At 72.7% G+C, this 19,118-nt stretch carries 18 protein-coding genes; 9 read left to right on the top strand and 9 right to left on the bottom strand.

Annotated elements, in window-relative coordinates:
* Positions 1-277: 277 nt before the first annotated feature.
* The gene (locus VGH76_RS17060; protein ID WP_331557896.1) at positions 278-1,039 is read right to left on the bottom strand and encodes a YoaK family protein; all 762 of its coding nucleotides are present in this window, start codon (positions 1,037-1,039) and stop codon (positions 278-280) included.
* A 182-nt stretch (positions 1,040-1,221) separates the two neighbouring features.
* Between VGH76_RS17060 and VGH76_RS17055 the strand changes: the two genes are divergently transcribed.
* The 5 genes from VGH76_RS17055 to VGH76_RS17035 all read left to right on the top strand — a co-directional run bounded on the left by VGH76_RS17055 (position 1,222) and on the right by VGH76_RS17035 (position 6,225).
* On the top strand, positions 1,222-2,397 hold the full coding sequence (locus VGH76_RS17055; protein ID WP_331557895.1) for an alcohol dehydrogenase catalytic domain-containing protein: 1,176 nt from the start codon (positions 1,222-1,224) through the stop codon (positions 2,395-2,397).
* Between the two features lie 190 nt (positions 2,398-2,587).
* Positions 2,588-2,992 (top strand): metal-sulfur cluster assembly factor, encoded by a 405-nt coding sequence (locus VGH76_RS17050; protein ID WP_331557894.1) that lies wholly within the window; start codon positions 2,588-2,590, stop codon positions 2,990-2,992.
* Positions 2,982-3,992: an amidohydrolase family protein gene (locus VGH76_RS17045; RefSeq protein ID WP_331557893.1), complete on the top strand. Its 1,011-nt coding sequence runs from the start codon at positions 2,982-2,984 to the stop codon at positions 3,990-3,992. The genes VGH76_RS17050 and VGH76_RS17045 overlap by 11 nt, the downstream gene beginning before the upstream one ends.
* A gap of 501 nt (positions 3,993-4,493) precedes the next feature.
* Positions 4,494-5,108 carry a TetR/AcrR family transcriptional regulator gene (locus VGH76_RS17040; RefSeq protein ID WP_331557892.1) on the top strand — a complete coding sequence of 205 codons (615 nt, stop codon included), beginning with the start codon at positions 4,494-4,496 and terminating at the stop codon, positions 5,106-5,108.
* A complete protein-coding gene (locus VGH76_RS17035) occupies positions 5,101-6,225 on the top strand; it encodes a glycosyltransferase (RefSeq protein WP_331557890.1) in 1,125 nt (374 codons plus the stop codon). The genes VGH76_RS17040 and VGH76_RS17035 overlap by 8 nt, the downstream gene beginning before the upstream one ends.
* A 201-nt stretch (positions 6,226-6,426) precedes the next feature.
* Here VGH76_RS17035 and VGH76_RS17030 read toward each other — a convergent pair whose 3' ends face one another.
* Complete coding sequence (locus VGH76_RS17030) at positions 6,427-7,059, bottom strand: TetR/AcrR family transcriptional regulator (protein WP_331557889.1); 633 nt, start codon at positions 7,057-7,059, stop codon at positions 6,427-6,429.
* A 132-nt stretch (positions 7,060-7,191) separates the two neighbouring features.
* Here VGH76_RS17030 and VGH76_RS17025 point away from each other — a divergent pair, with 132 nt between their 5' ends.
* Both VGH76_RS17025 and VGH76_RS17020 read left to right on the top strand, forming a co-directional pair.
* Positions 7,192-8,307 carry an NAD/NADP octopine/nopaline dehydrogenase family protein gene (locus VGH76_RS17025; protein WP_331557888.1) on the top strand — a complete coding sequence of 372 codons (1,116 nt, stop codon included), beginning with the start codon at positions 7,192-7,194 and terminating at the stop codon, positions 8,305-8,307.
* Between the two features lie 457 nt (positions 8,308-8,764).
* Entirely contained in the window at positions 8,765-8,989 is a 225-nt protein-coding gene (locus tag VGH76_RS17020) for a hypothetical protein (protein ID WP_331557887.1), read from the top strand.
* A 39-nt stretch (positions 8,990-9,028) separates the two neighbouring features.
* On the opposite strand, the gene VGH76_RS17015 is transcribed toward VGH76_RS17020, so the two are convergent.
* Positions 9,029-9,163 (bottom strand): hypothetical protein, encoded by a 135-nt coding sequence (locus VGH76_RS17015; protein WP_331557886.1) that lies wholly within the window; start codon positions 9,161-9,163, stop codon positions 9,029-9,031.
* A gap of 149 nt (positions 9,164-9,312) precedes the next feature.
* Between VGH76_RS17015 and VGH76_RS17010 the strand changes: the two genes are divergently transcribed.
* Entirely contained in the window at positions 9,313-10,833 is a 1,521-nt protein-coding gene (locus VGH76_RS17010; protein WP_331557885.1) for a class I adenylate-forming enzyme family protein, read from the top strand.
* 63 nt (positions 10,834-10,896) lie between these two features.
* On the opposite strand, the gene VGH76_RS17005 is transcribed toward VGH76_RS17010, so the two are convergent.
* The gene (locus VGH76_RS17005; RefSeq protein ID WP_331557884.1) at positions 10,897-12,546 is read right to left on the bottom strand and encodes a DUF6777 domain-containing protein; all 1,650 of its coding nucleotides are present in this window, start codon (positions 12,544-12,546) and stop codon (positions 10,897-10,899) included.
* Between the two features lie 145 nt (positions 12,547-12,691).
* Positions 12,692-13,273, bottom strand: coding sequence for a TetR/AcrR family transcriptional regulator (locus VGH76_RS17000; protein WP_331557883.1), 582 nt, complete (start codon positions 13,271-13,273; stop codon positions 12,692-12,694).
* Between the two features lie 93 nt (positions 13,274-13,366).
* Here VGH76_RS17000 and VGH76_RS16995 point away from each other — a divergent pair, with 93 nt between their 5' ends.
* Positions 13,367-13,834 carry a hypothetical protein gene (locus VGH76_RS16995; RefSeq protein WP_331557882.1) on the top strand — a complete coding sequence of 156 codons (468 nt, stop codon included), beginning with the start codon at positions 13,367-13,369 and terminating at the stop codon, positions 13,832-13,834.
* Here VGH76_RS16995 and helR read toward each other — a convergent pair.
* The 4 genes from helR to VGH76_RS16975 all read right to left on the bottom strand — a co-directional run bounded on the left by helR (position 13,821) and on the right by VGH76_RS16975 (position 18,852).
* Complete coding sequence (helR, locus tag VGH76_RS16990) at positions 13,821-16,004, bottom strand: RNA polymerase recycling motor ATPase HelR (RefSeq protein ID WP_331557881.1); 2,184 nt, start codon at positions 16,002-16,004, stop codon at positions 13,821-13,823. The genes VGH76_RS16995 and helR overlap by 14 nt on opposite strands.
* A 107-nt stretch (positions 16,005-16,111) precedes the next feature.
* On the bottom strand, positions 16,112-16,393 hold the full coding sequence (locus tag VGH76_RS16985; RefSeq protein ID WP_331557880.1) for a DUF1905 domain-containing protein: 282 nt from the start codon (positions 16,391-16,393) through the stop codon (positions 16,112-16,114).
* A gap of 80 nt (positions 16,394-16,473) precedes the next feature.
* A complete protein-coding gene (locus VGH76_RS16980; RefSeq protein ID WP_414637747.1) occupies positions 16,474-17,715 on the bottom strand; it encodes a DEAD/DEAH box helicase in 1,242 nt (413 codons plus the stop codon).
* A gap of 291 nt (positions 17,716-18,006) precedes the next feature.
* A complete protein-coding gene (locus tag VGH76_RS16975; RefSeq protein WP_331557879.1) occupies positions 18,007-18,852 on the bottom strand; it encodes an SDR family NAD(P)-dependent oxidoreductase in 846 nt (281 codons plus the stop codon).
* Positions 18,853-19,118 lie beyond the last annotated feature (266 nt).

Raw genomic sequence — 19,118 nt, 5'->3', positions numbered from 1 at the left:
CCGCAGCACTCCGATTGCCATCGTTTCGCACCACGACCCGCAACCCCGCCGCGCCCGAGGCGGTCTCACCCTCTCGCAGCGTGAGGCATCGCCGTAACCCGGCTCCGCTGATCGGGCTGTCGAGCGCCGAGCGGGGCTCTTCTGACCCGGCTGCCGGGTGTAGACGTCGCAATCCACACCGAGCCAAGAGGCCCTCCCTCACTTCAAGATCATCCGCCGTGTCCGGTGGTCACCGATTGGTCACGCCGGGCGCTCGAGTGCGGGGTCCCGCGCTCCCTCACTGCCTCGCTCCTGCCGGTCGCGGTGCGTCCTGCCAGGGCGCTGCGTGGCGCAGGAGAACGGTGAGGACCACCGCGACGGTCGCGAGCAGAACGGGCACCGGCGCCAGGGCCCATACCAGCCGGGTGTGCAGCACGAGGAGCCCGCCGACACCGGCGCCGAGGAACATGGTGGCCACCGCGAGCACCGGGCGTGTGACGACGGGACGTCTGGCGGTGCGGATGTCGGCGGCGATGCCGGTAAGGGTCATGGTGAGCACGGTGGTGGTGAGATCGGGGACCGCGAGGTGGCGCACTGTCGTGTTCTGCAGCCCGAGGGCGACCGCGGCGAGCCCGGCGACCACCGACGCGACAGCGCTACCCGGCAGTCCGGGGGTCAGGGCGAGCAGCGCGACGCCCACCAGCACCAACACCAGTTCGACGACGATCGTGTCGCGTAGCAGGTGCCCTCGTCGGGCGCCGCGGCGAGCGATGAGGCGCCCGCCAGCACGCGCTCCGAGCAGGAAACCGCCGAGAGCGGCGAGCGAGGCGGCGAGAGCGAAGCCGGGGACGCCGACGACCGCGAACCCGAGGAAGACCACGTTGCCGGTCATGTTGGCGACGAAGACCCGTCCCAGGCCGAGGACGCTCACGGCGTCGATGAGCCCGGTGGCGGTGGTCAGGATCAGAAGCAGGATCGGCAGCGGGCCGTGGACGGGACCGGAGAACAACGAGTTCGGATCCCGCCCTTCGGGACCGGTGGGTGGATGCCGAGCGCTCACCGTCGGCAGTGTGCTCGTCGGGGCTGGAGCGGGGTAGCGCTTCGAATGTGTCGCGTGGCCGCCCGATCGTCGGGACGCGATGCGGAGCCACCGCCGGGTCGAGCGCACGGTCCGGGTCGGTGGGTTGTCGGCGGTCCAGCGCACGATGGACTCTGGTCGGTACGTCGAGGAGAGGCCGGCAGATGAAGGCCGTCGTGTACGAGGGCATCCGGAAGGTGGGTGTCCAGGAGGTCCCCGATGCCGTGATCGAGGACCCGGCCGACGCGGTCGTGCGGATGACGTCCAGCGCGATCTGCGGCACGGATCTGCACATGTATGACGGGCGCACCGGTGCCGAGCCGGGACTGGTGCTCGGTCACGAACCGCTCGGGGTCGTCGAGGAGATCGGTCCGGCGGTGACCATGGTGTCCGTCGGTGACCGCGTGGTGATCCCGACCCACCTGTACTGCGGGGTCTGCTTCAACTGCGCCCGCGGCTACTCCGCGGCCTGCCTGCGGGTGCGACCCGGCGGGTTCGGCGCGGCCTATGGCTACGCCGGGATGGGCGGCTACCGCGGCGCTCAGGCCGAACTGCTGCGCGTGCCCTTCGCCGACGCCAACTGCATCCCGCTACCCGGCAGCCCCGGCGACGAACACGAAGACGACTTCGTGCTGCTCGCCGACGCCTTCGTCACCGGGTGGCACGCCAGCGAACTGGCCAGCATCGGCCCCGCGCCCGGCCCCGTTGCGGTGTTCGGGGCAGGCGCCGTCGGCCTGCTCGCCGCGTATTCGGCGCTCCTCAAGGGGGCCGGCGAGGTCTACGTCGTCGACGGCGTCGATGCTCGCCTGTCCATGGCCGGCGAGCTCGGCACCACCGCGGTCGACTTTCGTCTTGGCGACCCGGTCGAGCAGATTCGCCACCTACGACAAACCCGCGGCCTGCCCTTAGGCGAGACCGGTATGGACGGCGTGCAGCACGCCATCGACGCCGTCGGGTTCCAAGCCCGCGACCGCGACAACCCCGGCAGTGAGCTACCCACCCAGGTCATCAACGACATCGCTCGGCTCGTCAACCCCACCGGCCACGTCGGCGTCGCCGGGGTCTACGCAGAGAAGGACCTCCACCCGGCCCCGGCGGGTGCCGCGAACGGAGCGATCACCGTGCCGTGGGCGACGCTGTTCACCAAAGGGGTCTCGGTCGGCTTCGGGCGCACCCACGACCGTCGCTACACCGCCCTACTCCGCGATCTGGTCGTCTCCGGACGCGCCCGCCCCGGGCGCATCATCACTCATCGGGGCCCACTCTCGCAGGCGCCCACGCTGTTCGACTGCTTCGACCGTCGCGAACACGCGGTGATCAAAGCCGTCCTACAGCCGTAACAGGGAGTCGAGCTCGCCGGCTTCCGTCCGAGGCGCGGGTCAGTCGGGGGTGGCATGCCGCACGCAATGCCGCCCGAGGAACGTGCGGCGTTGACCTACGTTCGCGGGGTGCGAACGTGGGCTGCCGCCGCATGTAAGCGTCGCCTCGCAGGGTCTATCCGTACTGAGACGTAGGTCACACAATCGGGGGATGGACGAGACATCCGCCGCGGCGGTCCCGACGTGGGCCACCGAGGCGCTCTCCGAGGTCTACGACCCCTGTTGCCGGGACAGAGGGATCTCAGTGGTCGACATGGGGCTCCTGCGCTCGGTGTCGGTGCACGAGGGCCACGCCCGTGTCGAGCTGCTGCTCACCTCCGGGTGGTGCCCGTTCGCCTCCCGCGTGCTGACCGACGTGCAGCAGGTGGTCGCCGACCAGCCGGGCGTCGCGTCGTGCGAGGTCGAGGTCGTCTGGGACGAGGCATGGACCAGTGACCGGCTCTCGGAGTCGGCGGTGCGCAAGCTGCGGTTCCTCCCCGAGCCCGCCGCCGTCGCGGACCGCGACGCCTACGTCGCCAGCCACCACACACCGAGGGGATCAGCTCATGATCGGTGACGCGTTCGTGTTCGACGGGGTCGCCCACCCGTTCAACTTCGACCCGAAGAACGCCTTCAACCGCGACGGCGAGCTCTTCGCCAACCACATCTACGCCTTCCACAACGCGCTGACCCCGGACGACCAGCCGAAGCTGCCCCCGGAGGACTTCCTGCGCACCTGGACGCCGTCGGAGATCCACGAGATGGTCTACGACCACTCCGACACGGACATGCTCGTGGCGATGCCGCTGCCGTTGACGGACCTGTTCCGGGACGGCCTCTCACCGTGGGAGGAGTGTGCGCAGCTCGCGGCGCACGACCCGGAGCGCACCGTCTTCTGGGGCTCGGTCAACCCGCTGGAGGGGCGCAAGGCGCTCGACCTCATGGAGCGGCAGGTCGGCGAGTTCAACGCGCGGGCGTTCAAGTTCTACAACGTGCGCTACGACTTCGGTACCCCGGTGCCCTGGCGCATGGACGACCCGAAGGTCGCCTTCCCGATCTTCGAGAAGGCGCAGCAGCTGGGCGTGAACCTGATCGGGGTGCACAAGGGGGTGCCGCTCGGTCCGCAGCCCATCGAGCACACGCAGACCTGGGACATGGACGGCGCTGCGGCGAACTTCCCCGACATCAACTTCGTCATCTACCACGTGGGCCTGCCGTTCCTCGACGAGGTCTGCTGGCAGCTCATCCGCTATCCGAACCTCCACGCCTCACTCGCCGCCACGATCAACTTCGTGGTCCGGTCACCACGGATGTTCGCCGAGATCCTGGGCAAGCTGCTGTTCTGGTGCGGCGAGGACAAGATCGTGTACGGGTCGGAGGCGCCCATCTGGCAGCCGCAGTGGGCGCTGCAGGCCTTCCGCGACTTCACCATCCCGCAGGACCTGTGTGACGGGTACGGCTACCCACAGCTCACCGACCAGGCCAAGCGCAAGATTCTCGGCGAGAACCTGCTGCGCCTGCACGGGATGGACCCGGCGGAGACCTCGGCGAGGCTCGGGCGGCCGCAGCAGCACTGAGGGCCCGCCACGCCGCGATCAGGCGTGCACGTCGCCGGCCGTTAGCGGGTCGGTGACCGAGAACGCCATGCCAACCACCCCAGAGCAGCGCGTCAAGACTCCTATCCACCGCCTCCATCGCTCCAACCGATCACCCGGGCAGGTCCTGGTCCAGGCGGCGTCGCGCCCGTCGAATGGGTCAGCCGGTGTGCGTGCTCGGCCGCCAACGCTGGCAGGACGCTGGGAACTCGTCGGACGTCGGTGCGGCGGCGGTGTGCACCGCGTCGGCCAGGCGGTCGAGTGTGTCCATCAGCTGCTCCCGGGTCACCCGAAGCCCGCGCCCACCACCTCGCCGAGACCGCGGGACGAGGCAAGGTCGTCGTCGACCTCACCTCCTGACGCCCGCAACGGCCCGCGGCCGCGCGACCTGCGGTGACAGCCGCAAGAACGAACACGTCCTCGCTCTTTTCGTGTACATGGCAGTTGACACGAATTGTTGATTCGGCGTTCACTGCGACTACCATGAAAACGACCCGCACCTACACGATGGGCGCTCGCGCCGAGGCGGCCGAAGCGACCCGTCTGGCGATCCTCGACGCCCTGGTGGGGCTCGCCGGCGAGCGGATGTTCAGCGACATCGGGCTCGACGACGTCGCCACGCGGGCCGGCGTGAGTGTCCAGACCGTGCTGCGACGGTTCACCACGCGCGCCAACCTGCTCGAGGAGGGCTACCAGTACGCCCGCGAGCAGGTCTTCGAGGAGCGTCGCGCGCCCGTGGGCGACGTGCCGGGCGCGATGCAGGTGCTTGCCGAGCACTACGAACGTCGGGGTCGCGCTTCCGTGCTGTTCCTCGCGCAGGAGGACCGTGAGCCCCTGGCGGCCCGCATCACCACCGAGGGCCGAGCGTTGCACCGCGCGTGGGTGGAGGAGGTCTTCGGACCCTTCCTCCCCGGGCCGCCCGGCGAACGGGCCGAGGTCGTCGACCTCCTCGTGGTGGCCTGCGACGTCTACACCTGGAAGCTGCTGCGGCTCGACCGCGCGCTGAGCCGGGACCGGACCACGCGCCGCATGGAACGTCTGGTCAGGACGATCCTCGCCGGCCCTGGGACACGCTCGGAGGGGAAGCCCGATGGCTAGATTCCTGATCGCCACGTGGGACGGCGGGGGCAACGTGGCGCCGGCGGTCGCCGTCGGGCGCGAACTGCGGCGTCGTGGGCACACCGTGCGGTTCCTGGGCCACGAGTCGCAGCGGGCGTCGCTGTCGGGCGCCGGCTTCCCCGTCGAGTCCTACTGCGGAGTGCGGCCCTTCCGCGGGGCCGAGGCCAACAGCGTGCCGCGGCTGGTGTCGACGCTCACCGACCGCGGGCTCGGCCGTGCGGTGCTGGCCGAGCTCGAGGCCAGGCCCGCCGACGTGGTGCTGGCGGACTGCCTGCTCGTGCCCGTCCAGCGCGCGTGCGCCGACACCGGGCAGCGCTACGTCTCGCTCGAGCACCTCTTCGACGCCTACCTACGTCGAGGCTGGCTGCGCGGCCCCCTCGGCATCATCGCCCGACTCAAGGGACTACGCCCGGTCGGGACGTGGGACCGCGCCGGGCTGTGTCTGGTGGCCGCCCCCGAGTCGCTCGACCCGGCCGCGGCCGGTCCCGTGCCGGCCAACGTCCGGTTCGTGGGACCGATGCTCGACCTGCCGCCTCGACACGACCCCGCCGGCCACGACCCGGCCGTGCTAGTGAGTCTGAGCACGTTCCACTACCCCGGCATGCAGTCGGCGCTACAGCGAATAATCGATGCGACCGCCGACCTGGGCGTCCGCGTAGCGGTGACGACCGGACCGGTGATCGACCCGGCGTCGCTGCGCACCGCGCCCAACCACGAGGTGCACCGGTTCGTCCCCCACGACGCACTCATGCCGCAGGTCTCGCTGGTCGTCGGTCATGGCGGGCACGCGACGACGATGCGCGCCCTCGCGCACGCCCTGCCGCTGGTCGTCATGCCCATGCACCCGATGCTCGACCAGCCGCTCGTCGGTCGTGCCGTGGCGGACGCTGGCGCCGGCGAGGTGATCGCCAAGAAGGCATCGCCCGGCGAGGTCCGACGCGTGGTCGAGCGGATGCTGGCCAGCGATCCGCACCGACAGGCGGCCGCGGCGTTGGGTGAGGAGATCCGGCGGCTCGACGGCACGGCGCGCGCTGCCGACCTGCTGGAGGGGATCGCCACCCCGAATTCTGCTCGCCACGGTTCGGCGTCGGGGTGACCAGGAGCGGCGACCGCCTGGGGGCTGCGGACCACCCTGGCGTCCGCGACGCGGTGACTGCCGGGACCCGCGGCGTGCGGGGCCCTCTCGGCCGGGTCTACTGGGTCGGGCCTCCTGGGCGGTCACAGCGCCGCTGCCCAGTTCTCGAGCTTCCCGATGAACGTTCCCCTTCCCGGAACCGTCACGGGAGGGGCTTACCGGTCAGGACTGAAGTAGTGCTGCGACGAGCATGTCCGCCAGCCAGTGCTCGTAGTCGTCGGGCTCCAGGCCGAGGGTTTCGGTCTGGAGCACGTAGAGCTCGGGCACGGTGAGCGTCCAGAGCGTGTGGACCGCGTCCGACTGCGTGCCTCTGAGCTCGGCCTTGGTCGCCAGGCGCTCGGCGGTCGTGTGCGCGCGTGCGAGGCGGTCGTCGTGGATGGCGCGCCAGAGGGCGGCGATCTCGTCGTCGCGGGCCGCGGTCGCGCGGACGGTCTCGAGCAGTCTCCCGGCGCGGTCGTAGAGGCGGCGTGCGTTGCGGGCGACGAGCCGCAGTTGGTGCTCGGCGGTGGGGGCCTCCAGCTGCTCGCGGAACCAGTCCTGCCGGGCGACGTCGCCGTCCGTCCCGCCGGTCATCTGGAGGTCCACCGCCGCCTGGAGCAGGCTGCGCTTGTTTCCGAAGGCCTTGTAGACGGTGGGGTAGGCGACGCCTGCCGCGGCGGCGACGTCGTCGATCCGCGCGCCGTCATAGCCCTGTGTCGCGAACAGCGACGCGGCCGCGTCGACGATCTTGGTTCGCGTCGCGGCAGCTTGCGCGCGACGCAGCGGCGAGGCCTGGGGCTTCCGGTCCGACGCCATTAAGGATAGACTTCCTATATCGAGTAGATGGACCCTGTATGGAGTCGTCGAGTGTAGCCGGAGGGCCTGATGACCACGACGGGACCTCGGTTCGGCACGAACCCCCGACCAGCGGCAGCTGGATGTTCGCCCGTGGCCGTGATCGGTGCGGGCAATGTCGGCTGCGCGCTGGCCGGCGATCTCGCGCTGCGCGGCGTCGAGGTCCGGCTGTACAACCGCTCACCGCAGCGACTCGAGACGATCGAGACCGCCGGTGGGATCTCGCTGTGCGGGGAGGTCGAGGGATTCGCCCCGCTCGGGTCGGTGACCGACTCGCTGGCCGCCGCGATCTCCGGCGCCGCAGTGGTCGCGGTGACCGTGCCGACGGCATCGCTGCCGCACTATGCGTCGGCGCTGTTGGAGGCGACCACCCCCGCACAACTGATCTGGCTGAACCCCGGGCACACCGGCGGCGCGCTGTACCTCGCGGAGCGTGCGCGAGCGTCCGGGCACGGTGAGCGCACCATCTGCCAGCTGACCACCGCTTCACACGTCAGCCGGCTGACCGGCCCAGCCACGGTGCGGGTGTTCCTGCGCCCTCGATCCTCGGTCGCCGCGCTCCCCGCTCGTGACGTCGACAGTTGCCACCAGCGACTCGACGCGCTGCTGCCAGGATTGTTCGGCCGCGCGGAGAGCATCCTCGAAGCCGACCTGATGAACATCAACGCCGTCCTCCATCCGCCCGGGATGGTGTGCAACGCGGGCTGGATCGAAGCCACCGGGGGTGACTTCGGGTTCTACGTCGCGGGCAACGGTCGCGCCGTCGCCCGGGTCATCGACGGGATCGACCGTGAACGACTGGCGCTGGCTCACCGTCTCGGTGTCCCTGCTGTCCCGTTCCCCGAGCTGTTCCACCGGCTCGGGTTCACCCCCGACGGCCAGCCGCATGCCCACGGCGCGTACGACGCGATCCAGCACAGCGAGCTGATCCGCCCGCTCCGCTCGCCCCCCACGCTCGACCACCGCTACCTGCACGAGGACGTCGGCTGGGGCCTCGTTCCCTGGATGCACCTCGCCGCCGCGGCCCACAGCCCGGCGCCGACCATCACCTCTCTCGTCCACCTGGCGGAGGCGATCAACGGCGTTGACTACGCACGCGACGGACTCACCCTCACCGCCATGGGCCTGGCCGATAAGACCCCTGATGACATCCGCGCGCAGGTGGGCGCGAAGACCGCCGAACCGGCCCACGCTCACGCAGGCCTGTGAGGACGGATCGGCTCCTGAACGGGCGACAGCACCACGGTCGGGACCCTCGTCAGGGGAGCCGTGGCCCCCACGTCCCGCCCCGTCCAATGGGTCGGCTCCATGGCAAGACCCCGCCGCGCCCCGGCGCACGCCGGCCGGCGGCCCGCCGACGGGGACTTCTCGCGGGCGATGGCCGGGTGGGGGCGCCCAGTGACGCCGGCGGGCATCGTCGGAGGTCGCACCGCTCTGGCTCCGCGCCGACCGGCCCCCACGCGGACGCTGGGCGACGCCAGACGGTAGTCCGCGGGCTGTGGATTCGAGTCCGACGGGCCCACGCCGGCGAGGAGCTCGAGGAGCGCCTCTCGACCAGGCTCTCAACGGTTCGCCACCCCACGTTGCGGGCAGCCTGCTCGGCCCTGGAGACCTGTGGCGCCGACGGTTCCGAGGTCTCCGAGGTCAGGCGCGGCAGGGGAGTGACATGAGCGAAGACGCACGTCAGCAGGGCGACCTCGAAGCTCGGGTGGTGGCCGCGATCGAGACGGCCGAGGCGGAGCAGCGACGCTGGCAGGCGGAGAGCGACGACGCCACCGACGAGGTCCAGCAGATCGCGGCCAGTACCCACCTCGCCGCGGCGTCCGCGGTCCTGGCCGTGCTCGAGGAGGTTCTCGAACCCGGCACTCACCCCACGGCGGAGCAGCCCTGACGGTCCCTGCTCTCGAGCTCCTCGCCGCGGGGGTTCGTGTCAGTCGTGGGCGCGCCGGCGGTGGATCAGTCCGCCGGCCATCCGGCGCCGCGTCTGCTCGGGGACCTCGTGCGCCCGCTCGAGGTCCCGGGCGGCGATCCAGCGGGCCAGATAGGCGTGGACCTCGCGGGCCATGCGCTCGTCGAGGACGGCCCGCGCTCGAGGCGGCCGGGGGTCGCTACCTCGTGCGGGGGGTCCAGGGCGTCCCGCCCGACTTCTGACCACCGCGAACCCCACTAGGGTGGCGTGGGTCACAGCGATGAGCGACCGGCCGGGAGGCGACGATGCCCCACCCCCTCGACCGCGGCGCGGCACCGTTCGACACCGCCGGCATCACCCGCGGCGCCGACGGCATCGCCCGCTACGACCACCTCGCGCCCTCCGTCGTCGCGATGGTGCGGGCGTCGGTGGAGCGCCATCCCGACGTCGAGGCGGTCGTCGAGGTCGGCGGTGAGCGGGTGACCTACGCCGAGCTGTGGGATCGCGCGGCGGCCGTGGCCGGTGGGCTCGTGCTCGACGGCGTCCGCCGCGGCGACCGCGTGGCCTCGCTGCTGCCGGCCGGGCTGGACTGGGTCGTCGGCTTCCTCGGCACGTTGCTCGCCGGCGCCGTCGTTGTGCCGGTCAACACCCGCTTCGCCGCGCCCGAGGTCGAGCACGTCCTCGCCGACAGCGGGGCGGTGGCGGTGCTGCGTCCCGGGACGCCGCTGCCCTCGGGGCACCCGCAGGCCCTCGACGACCTCGTCCCCGGCGACCTGGCCGCGATCTTCTACACGAGCGGCACGACCGGACGGCCGAAGGGCGCCCGGACGACCCACGGCAACTTCCTGTCCAACGTCGAGACCGCGATCCGGGTGATCGGCATCGACCGCGCCGAGGGTCCCTCGCTGCGCAACCTCGTGTCGGTGCCGCTGTTCCACGTCACCGGCTGCAACTCGCAGCTGCTCGTCCAGCTCGGGCTCGGCGGCACCACGGTGGTGCTCCCGGTGTTCGACGGCGCCTCGTTCGTCCGCACGGTCGTCGACGAGCGCATCGACACGCTCGTCAGCGTCCCCGCGATCTACGGGCTGACCCTGGCGCGCGACGACGTCGAGGCCGACCTGTCACGCGTGCGGCGGCTCACCTACGGCGGGGCGCCGATCGCGCCCGCGCTGGTCCGGCGGCTGCTGCAGCGGCTCCCGCAGGCTCGGCTCGGGAACGGGTTCGGGCTCACCGAGACGTCCTCGATCGCCACGTTCCTGCCCCACGAGTGGGCCGCGGAGCACCCCGACTCCGTGGGCTTCGCCGCGCCCGTGGTGGACCTGGCGCTGGCCGACGTCGACGAGGCCGGTGTCGGGCAGCTGCTGATCCGCGGCCCCAACGTCGTGGACGGCTACTGGGCGGCCCCCGGGGCCACGGCGACGACGTTCGTCGAGGGCTGGCTGCACAGCGGCGACCTCGCCCGCGTCGACGACGGGCTCGTGCGCATCGTCGACCGCGCCAAGGACGTGATCAACCGCGGCGGCGAGAACGTCTACTCCGTCGAGGTCGAGAACGCCCTCGCCGGCGCCCCGGGCGTCGCCGACGCCGCCGTCGTCGGGGTCCCCGACGACGTCATGGGCGAGAAGGTCGGAGCCGTCCTGGTGCCCGCAGCCGGGGAGCTGGACGTGGACGCCGTCGTGACCTACCTGCAGACCCGGCTGGCCGACTTCAAGGTGCCGCAGTACGTGGCCGTCTCGCGCGAGCCGCTGCCCCGCAACCCGGGCGGGAAGCTGCTCAAGCGGACCCTGCGGGATACGACCTCGTGGGGCCCACCACTCCCTCGCTGACGCCCGGCAGCACGAACGCCCGGCCCCACGGGGTGGGGCCGGGCGTCGGGTCGGGGTCGGGGGTCAGTGCTCGGAACCTCCCTTCGCCGGGGTCTGCGAGCCGCTCGAGGAGGAGCCGCTGCCGGAGGTGGAGCCGGAGCCCGACGTCGAGCCGGTCGCGGCCGACCCGCTGTCCGCCCCGGTGCTGGCCGAGCCGGAGCCGGACGTGCTCGTGGTGGAGTCCGCCGAGCCGGTCGGGAGCTTGCAGGTCGAGGTCGCGTCGGTGACGACCTTCGGGCAGGCCTGGGTGCCCGTGCCCGTGCCCGTGCCCGTGCCCGTCCCGGTGCCGGTGCCGGTGCCGGTGGTCCCGCCGTGGCCGGACGTCGCGGTCCCGGTCCCGTGCTGCGGGTCCTTCGGGTCGGTCTTCTGCGGCTCCTCGCCGCCGTTCGGCTGCACCGTCTTCTGGCCGGGGACCTTGACGGCGGTGCGCTTGGTGGAGCCGTCGGGGTTGAGGATGCTGCCGTCGGGCGTCGTGATGGAGCCGTCGGGGTTGACCTTGTTCGGCGGCTCGACCTTGAACTTCGACACGACGTTCCCGTCGGTGCCCCAGACGTCGACCTCGCCGCCGCTGATCACGGTCGCGGTGCCGTCGTAGTTGCGGAGGATCGTCGGCTGCGGGTCGATCCGCTTCCCGTTCGCGTCGACCGCGACGCCGTCCGTGCCGATGGTGAAGCCGGGGACGGTGGTGGTGCCCCCGACCGGCAGCTGGATGGTCTGCGGCGGGATCACGATGGGCTTGCGCTCGGTGCCGTCCGGGTTGAGGACCTTGCCGTCGACGGTGAACGACCCGTCGGGGTTCTTCACCGCACCCGCCGGGATCGGGGCCTTCGGCATGACGACGGTGCCGTCGGTCTTGATGATGCGCCCGTCGGAGAGCAGCACCGACCCGTCGTAGTTGTAGCGGGCGGTCGGCGCCGGGTTGGGGCCCGGGTGCGGCTTGGGGTCGCGGGGGCAGGGGACATCGACGGTGCCGCTGCCCGTGACCGTCGTGAAGTGGAACGTCGTCAGCGCCTGGGCGGTCGGCGTCACCGTGACGGCCCCCGGCGTCGTGGCGCCCGCGGTGAGCGGGTTGCCGTTGAAGCACTTCACGGTTGGCTCGCCGTAGCTGTTGACCAGCACCGCGGTCCCGGCCGCCAGCACGGCGGGCTGCTCGACGAAGGCGCCGTCGGCGTAGGGGTGGTCGGTCACCGCGGTGGCGGCACGCAGCACGACCGGCGAGAGGCTGGTGACGAACGCCGGCACGTCACCGGCGCCGAGGCCGTACACACCGCCGAAGGCCGCGAGCTTGGCCGGGTCGGCCCGGAGCTGCCCCAGGTACGACGCCGTGTCGCACGACGGCGGGGTGGTGGCCGCGTACATCGCGGGGGTGTCCCCCGCCTGGGGGCCGGTGGCGGCGACGGTGGCGACCTGCGGGGCGTCGGTGCCGAACGGGGTCGTGGTCGGGTCGGCCCCGGCGAACGAGGTGGCCTGCACCGCGGTGGTCCCGTCGGACCCCGAGAGCGCGGCCCAGGTGCCGGCGCCACCGGCGACGAGGCCGGCCGCGACGACGCAGGCCACGATCTTTCCGACGAGCGGGCGACGCTTCCGGGGTCGCAGCGATGGGGGCGGCGGCACCGGACCGTAGGGCTGGGTGGCGGTGCCGGGCCGGACGTTGCGGGGGTCGAAGGCGGTCACGACGCGGGCTCCTCGGGACTTCGCGGGCCTCCGTCCGGCCCGCTCGGCGTTGTCGAGAAGCCTGTCGCGATCGCGGGGCCGCGACGATCGTGCGCACCCCCGACCGCCGCGGGGGAGAACCCGCCGACCCGACCGGGGGTTCTCCCTACCCCGCCGTGCGCCGCAAGCTCGCCAGCACGTGGTCGACGACGGCGCCGGGCATGTCCGCGGGCATCGCCTGGTGGGCGATGAGCCGGCGGTAGAAGAACGGGGCGGCCAGGAGGTCCACGACCAGCTCCGGATCGGTCTCCGCGACGAGCTCGCCCCGCTCGACCGCGCCGCGCACCAGCCGCAGCAGCGGCTCCCGTCGCCGGCGGGTGAGCTCCGCGTGCAGGTCACCCAGCGCGGGATCGCGCTCGGCGGCGTCGGTGAACGCGGCCATGAGCTTCGGGAACGGGGAGTCGGCGAGCGAGGACGCGAACCTCGTCAGGAGGGAGACGAGGTCGGCCCGCAGGTCGCCCGTGTCGGTGTCCGCGAGGGGCCGGAACTCCGCGTCCATCGCGTCCACGAGCAGTGCCGAGGCCGAGGGCCAGTGCCGGTACACGGTGGCCTTGCTCGCGCCGGCCCGCCGCGCGACCGACTCCATCGTGAACCCGGGCATCCCGTCGTCGGCGAGCACGTCGAGGGCCGCGTGCAGCACCCGACGTCGGGCCTGCTCCCCCCGGGCGACCGGCTCGCGTCCTGCCACTGTCCTTCCTCCCGGGTGTCTGGCCCTCCGCGTATCGAACCGCTAGCGTATCGATCGTCAACGAAACGCAGACGTATCGATAGGTGATCCGCGATGACGACGTCCCCCACGGGCCGGGCGCACACCCTGCCGCTGCAATCGGTGGTCAACCGGGTCGTGCGCACGGTGCTGCACGTCCCGGTGCTCAATCGCGTGGTCGGAGCCCGGCTCGTCGTCATCGAGGTGGTCGGCCGCCGCAGCGGCACCCGCTACGAGGTCCCCGTCGCCTACATCCGCGACGGCGCGGACCTCCTGGTCGGCACGCCCTTCGCCTGGGGCCGCAACCTGCGCTCCGGCGAGCCGGTGACGATCCTGCTGCAGGGCCGGCGCCGCAGCGCCGACGTCGAGGCGATCACCGACGAGCCCGGCGTCACGGAGGCCTACGCGACGATGGCCCGTGACAACCGCCGCTTCGCCGACTTCAACGGCATCGGGTTCGACGACGACGGCCGTCCGGACCCGGCCGATCTGCACCTCGCCTGGGCGAACGGCGCCCGGGCGTTCCGCCTCACTCCGCGCTGAGCCCGGCGAGCGCCCGGGGCAGCGGACCCCGGTGCAGGACGCCGAGGCGCTGCGTCGCGCGGGTGAGGGCGACGTAGAGCTCGGCCGCCCCGCGGGCTCCCTCGGCCAGGATGCGCTCGGGGTCGACGACGAGGACGGCGTCGAACTCGAGGCCCTTGGTCTCCGAGGCCGGCACCGCGCCCGGCACACCGGGCGGCCCGATCACCACGCTGGTGCCCTCGCGGCCCGCCTCCTCCTGCCGGAACGCCTCGACGGCGCCGGGCAGCTCGTCGTCGCTCACCCGGCGGGCCCACGGCCGCACCCCGGTCGCCCGGACCGACTCCGGCGGCACGACCTCCGGCGCGAACCCGGCGAGCAGGTCGGCGGCCACGGCCATGATCTCGGCGGGCGTGCGGTAGTTGACCGTCAGCGACCGGTACACCCAGCGGCCGGGCACGTAGGGGTCGAGCACGGCAGCCCAGGACGACGCGCCGGCGGCCGACCGGCGCTGCGCGAGGTCGCCGACGACGGTGAACGACCGGCCCGGGCACCGCCGCATCAGGACCCGCCACTCCATCTCCGAGAGCTCCTGGGCCTCGTCGACCACGACGTGCCGGTAGGTCCAGTCGCGGTCGGCGGCGGCGCGCTCGACGAGCTCGCGGGTGTCGAGCTCGACGAACCGGTCGGCCAGGTCCTCGGCGTGGAGCAGGTTCGCCGCGGCCAGCCCGACGTCCTCGTCCATCTCCTCGCGGTCGAGCTTCATCGCATCCATCACGTCGGCGGCGTACTCGGCCTCGGCGTGCTGCTCCGCCGCGGTGGCTTGCGCGGCGGCCTGCTCCGCCGGCGGGTCGTGGCCGAGCAGGTCGAACAGCTCGTCGAGCAGCGGCACGTCGGAGACCGTCCAGGCCGCCCCGTCGGCCCGCCACAACCCCGGGTCCGCGCCGGCCGCGCGCAGCCGCTCGGGCGATACGTAGAGCGACGCGAGCAGGCCCGCCGGGGTGAGCAGCGGCCAGAGCTCGTCGAGCGCGGCGAGGAACGCGTCGTCGCCGGCGAGCTCGGCGAGCAGCTCGGACCGTAGCTCGTCCCACGCCGTGCGGTCCTCCCGCGTGAGCCAGCCGCGGCCGATCCGCATGATCGCGCGCTCGGTGAGCGCCCACGAGACGACGTCGCGGAACACCGCGCGGGCCTCGTTGTGCGGCCGGCCGCTCGCACGGGCCTCCTCCCGGCCCCACGCGGCGGTCCCGGCGTCGATGTGCAGCGCGACGTCGCTCACCCGGATCGGCAGCGGCTGCTCCGGGAGCCGCTGCCGGTCGGCGATCGCGGCGGTGAGCACGTCGAGGACGCCGAGCGAGCCCTTCAGCCGGGTGGCGTGGGGGGCGTCCTCGGCGGTGACGGTCAGGCCCGGCACGAACCCACCCGTCGTCGTGAACACGACCTCGGACTCGCCGAGCGAGGGCAGGACGCGACCGATGTGGTCGAGGAAGGCCGGGTTGGGGCCGACGACGAGGACGCCGTGGCGCTCGATCCGCTCCCGGTGGGTGTAAAGCAGGTAGGCCACCCGGTGGAGCGCGACCACGGTCTTGCCGGTGCCCGGGCCGCCCTCGATCACGGTGACGCCGGGGTGGTCGAGCCGGATGATCTCGTCCTGTTCGGCCTGGATCGTCGCCACGATGTCGCGCATGCCCTCGCCGCGCGGGGCGTTCACCGCCGCGAGCAGTGCCGCGTCGGGGTCGCCGTCGCTCTCGCCGTTCCCGCGTCCGAGGAGCTCGTCGGTGAAATCGACGAGTCGACGTCCATGGGAACGGAACTGGCGGCGCCGACGCACGTTCTCCGGATTCGCGCCCGTGGCGACGTAGAACGGTCGTGCCGCCGGGGCCCGCCAGTCGAGCAGCAACGGTCGGTACTCGTCGTCCTCGTCGAGGATCCCGATCCGCCCGACGTAGGCACGCTCACCAGACGTCGAGTCCAGGCGGCCGAAACAGAGCCCGTTGTCGGCGACGTCGAGCCGCCTCGCCTGTTTCGCCGAGGCGCGCACCTGCACGTCGCGATCCATCGGCGACCGGCCGGTGTCCCGCAACGCCGCGCGGTACTCCGCCGCCACGCGAGCCCGCTCGGCGTCGAGCCGCGCGTAGAGATCGGCGATGTATCCGCTCTCGGCGGTCAGTTCCTCGTCGTGTTCCCGGATCGGCACAGGCCCCCCACGTCGGCTCGAACTCGGCCGCGTGATGGTGGGGGAGACCCAGGGTCTTGCCGCAAGTCCCCTGCTCCGCTATACGTTGAACACGGCGGAGGCATCCGTCAGGACTCCCGTGTCGCGAGGTGCACCGTCACCTCGTCCCCCGCGCTCTTGCCGATGGCCCGCATGACGGTGGCCGTGACCGGCAGCTTGTGGGTGCCGTCCCCCAGGGCCATGAACGAGGTGCGCAGTGCGTGCCCGTCGACGGTGCCCGTGATCTTCACGCGACCCCGGGTGCCGAAGTAGTCGGCGGAGCCGGGCATGACGACGTAGGTCCAGCCGCCGGGCGCCGTGCTGCGCTGCACGGTCGCCGAGAACGTGTGGTCGAGGGATTGTGTGGTCACCGGTTCCTCCTGCCGAAGGCTCTTCGCAGGAGTGTCGTCGCCGGACCCCGTCCCTCGACAGTCCGCCGCGCACGGTGCTGCTAGCGGGACCGGCGGGCGCTGCCGGAGCCGGACGAGCCCGCGGCAGCACCCGTCGTCGGGCCAGCCGTCCGCCGGCCACCTCCGCGTCCGCCCCGACGACGGGGGCGGCCCGAGCCGGACCGGTCCGACCGCGGCTCCGTGCGAGCCCCGGATCGCGGCTCCTGGCGCTGGGGGCGCTCCTGGGGCTCCGGCGCGCTGACCAGGGGAGCCGCCTCGCCGACGAGCGCGGTGATCTCGTGCGCGCCCGGCCCGACGTTCGCCGCCCGCGGCCGGATGCCCGCCTTGCGGGTGAGCTTGGCGACCTCGTCCCGCTCCTCGGGCGGCACCAGGGTCACGACGTCGCCCGTCGCGCCGGCGCGGGCGGTACGCCCGGAGCGGTGCAGGTAGGCCTTGTGCTCCGACGGGGGGTCGACATGCACGACGAGGGCGACGTCGTCGACATGGATGCCCCGTGCCGCGATGTCGGTGGCGACGAGGACGCGGACGTCGCCGTCGCGGAACTGGCCGAGGTTGCGGTCACGGGCGTTCTGGCTGAGGTTGCCGTGCAGCTCGCTCGCCGGGATGCCCGCCGCGGTGAGCTGGCGGGAGATCCGACGCGCCGAGTGCTTGGTGCGGGTGAACAGCATGATGCGGCCGTGGCCGCCCGCCAGCTCCCGGATCACCGCGTTGCGGTCGTCCTTGCGGACGGTGAACACGTGGTGGGTCATGTCCGGCACCGGCTCGGCGGCGCGGTCGACGCTGTGGGTGCGCGGGTCGTGGAGGAACTCCCGCACGATCTTGTCGACCTCGCCGTCGAGCGTGGCGGAGAAGAGCAGACGCTGTGAGTTCGCCGGGGTACGGCGCAGCAGGCGCCGGACCGCGGGCAGGAACCCGAGGTCGGACATGTGGTCGGCCTCGTCGAGCACCGTGATCTCGACGCGGTCGAGGTCGACGAGCCCCTGACCGATGAGGTCCTCGAGGCGGCCCGGGCACGCGATGAGCAGGTCGACGCCCCGACGCAGCGCCTGTTCCTGGGGGCGCTGACCGACGCCGCCGTAGACGACCGTCTGCTCGAGCCCGAGCGCCTCGGTGAGCGGCGCGAGCGCGTCGCGGACCTGGCCGGCGAGCTCACGGGTCGGCAGCAGCACCAGCGCACGGGGACGGGACCGCCGGGTGGGCGCGTCGCAGCGGGCGAGCTTCGCCAGCGCGGGCAGACCGAAGGCGAGGGTCTTGCCGCTGCCGGTGCGGCCGCGTCCCAGCACGTCGTGCCCGGCGAGGGCGTCGGGGATGGCAGCGGACTGGATCGGCGTCGGCTCGGTGATGCCGTGCTCGGCGAGAACGTTCGCGACGGAGGGCGAGACGCCCAGCGCGGTGAACGGCAGGGGAGCGTCAGAGATGGAAAGTCACCTGGTTCCGGGAGGCCGCCCGGCGGGCTGGACGCCGCGGCCGGGGCGGGGGTACGCCGGACAGGCAGGCCCGACGTCGTGTCGCATCCAGTGTCTCACGACCATGGAATCCCTTCGGGTGGTGCGGGTCGGGATCACACTCGCGCGTCAGCACGTCGTCGCGAGGTGGTCGGCGGCGAGCTCGAGGCTGCGGGCCCGCAGGGCGTCCCGAACCTGCTGGTCGTAGGCCTGCGCGTTGGCGCGGGCCGGCCGGAGACGGTCGAAGAACTCGCCGGTCGTGCCCTCGAGCGCGGGGTCGGCGGCGAGCCGTCGGGTGGCCTCGACCCCGGAGTCGAGGGTGTCGACGCTGCGGCCGATCTCGGTGAGCACGATCTTGGTGGGCATGTAGGTGCCGGGGTGCAGGCTGGTGGCCGTCAGCTGTCCGGCCGGATGCCGCTGCGCCAGGTCGAAGCAGTGCATGATCTGGGCGAGCTTGCTCTGGGCGTAGGCGCGGGTGCCCGAGTAGTCGCGCTCGAGCTGCAGGTCGTCGAGGTCCAGCGGGTGCTGGCCCAGCGACGAGACGTGCACGACGCGTGCAGGGTGCTCGCTGGTGGCGGAGGCCGTCAGGAGCGGGAGCAGCTTCTCGGTGAGGACGAACGTGGCGAGGTAGTTCACCGCGAACCGCAGCTCGACGCCGTCGCGGCTGGCGCGCCGCTCGCGGCCGTCGGGTTCGCCGGAGCCGATCCCGGCGTTGTTCACCAGCACGTCGAGCCGCTCGACGCGGTCCGCGACGTCGTCGGCGAGGCGGGCGACCTGGGCGAGATCGGCGAGGTCGGCGGTGAGGGTGACGGGCTCGGGGGCGCCGGCGCTGCGGACCTCGTCGGCGACCCGCTCCAGCTTCGCCGCGTCCCGGCCGTGCAGGACGAGCCGGACATCGCCGTCGGCCGCGAGGCGCAGCGCCAGGGCGTGGCCGAGGCCGTCGGTGGCGCCGGTGATCGCGAGGGTGGTCGTCATGCGGGTCCTTCCGGTCGGAGTGCGGGCAGCGAGGTGCCGCCCGCGCACGATCGCGAGCCTCGACGGCGAGCGCGACTCGGTCGAACCGCCGGGACTGAGCCTTGCTCGGTCGACCCCGCTGAGTCTCAGAAGTCGGGGTCGTGGTCGTAGCGGGTGGGTGGGGCCGGCTCGGTGACGGTGGTGGTCGGGCTGGCGTGGTGGGTGAGGCGGGCGGCGGTGTCGCGGGCGGCGTCGGTGAGGTGGCCGTGTTTGTTGGGGCGGGGCGC

This window comes from Actinomycetospora sp. (assembly GCF_036497585.1).
GTDB lineage: Bacteria > Actinomycetota > Actinomycetes > Mycobacteriales > Pseudonocardiaceae > Actinomycetospora.
This window is presented reverse-complemented; position numbering and strand designations above follow the sequence as displayed.

Coding starts and splice junctions, on each gene's coding strand:
- VGH76_RS17050 (WP_331557894.1), top strand. CDS start 2,588: ATGGACGAGACATCCGCCGCGGCGGTCCCGACGTGGGCCACCGAGGCG.
- VGH76_RS16975 (WP_331557879.1), bottom strand. CDS start 18,852: ATGACGACCACCCTCGCGATCACCGGCGCCACCGACGGCCTCGGCCAC.
- VGH76_RS17045 (WP_331557893.1), top strand. CDS start 2,982: ATGATCGGTGACGCGTTCGTGTTCGACGGGGTCGCCCACCCGTTCAAC.
- VGH76_RS17035 (WP_331557890.1), top strand. CDS start 5,101: ATGGCTAGATTCCTGATCGCCACGTGGGACGGCGGGGGCAACGTGGCG.
- VGH76_RS17020 (WP_331557887.1), top strand. CDS start 8,765: ATGAGCGAAGACGCACGTCAGCAGGGCGACCTCGAAGCTCGGGTGGTG.
- VGH76_RS16995 (WP_331557882.1), top strand. CDS start 13,367: ATGACGACGTCCCCCACGGGCCGGGCGCACACCCTGCCGCTGCAATCG.
- VGH76_RS17030 (WP_331557889.1), bottom strand. CDS start 7,059: ATGGCGTCGGACCGGAAGCCCCAGGCCTCGCCGCTGCGTCGCGCGCAA.
- VGH76_RS17040 (WP_331557892.1), top strand. CDS start 4,494: ATGAAAACGACCCGCACCTACACGATGGGCGCTCGCGCCGAGGCGGCC.
- VGH76_RS17015 (WP_331557886.1), bottom strand. CDS start 9,163: ATGGCCCGCGAGGTCCACGCCTATCTGGCCCGCTGGATCGCCGCCCGG.
- VGH76_RS17010 (WP_331557885.1), top strand. CDS start 9,313: ATGCCCCACCCCCTCGACCGCGGCGCGGCACCGTTCGACACCGCCGGC.
- VGH76_RS17055 (WP_331557895.1), top strand. CDS start 1,222: ATGAAGGCCGTCGTGTACGAGGGCATCCGGAAGGTGGGTGTCCAGGAG.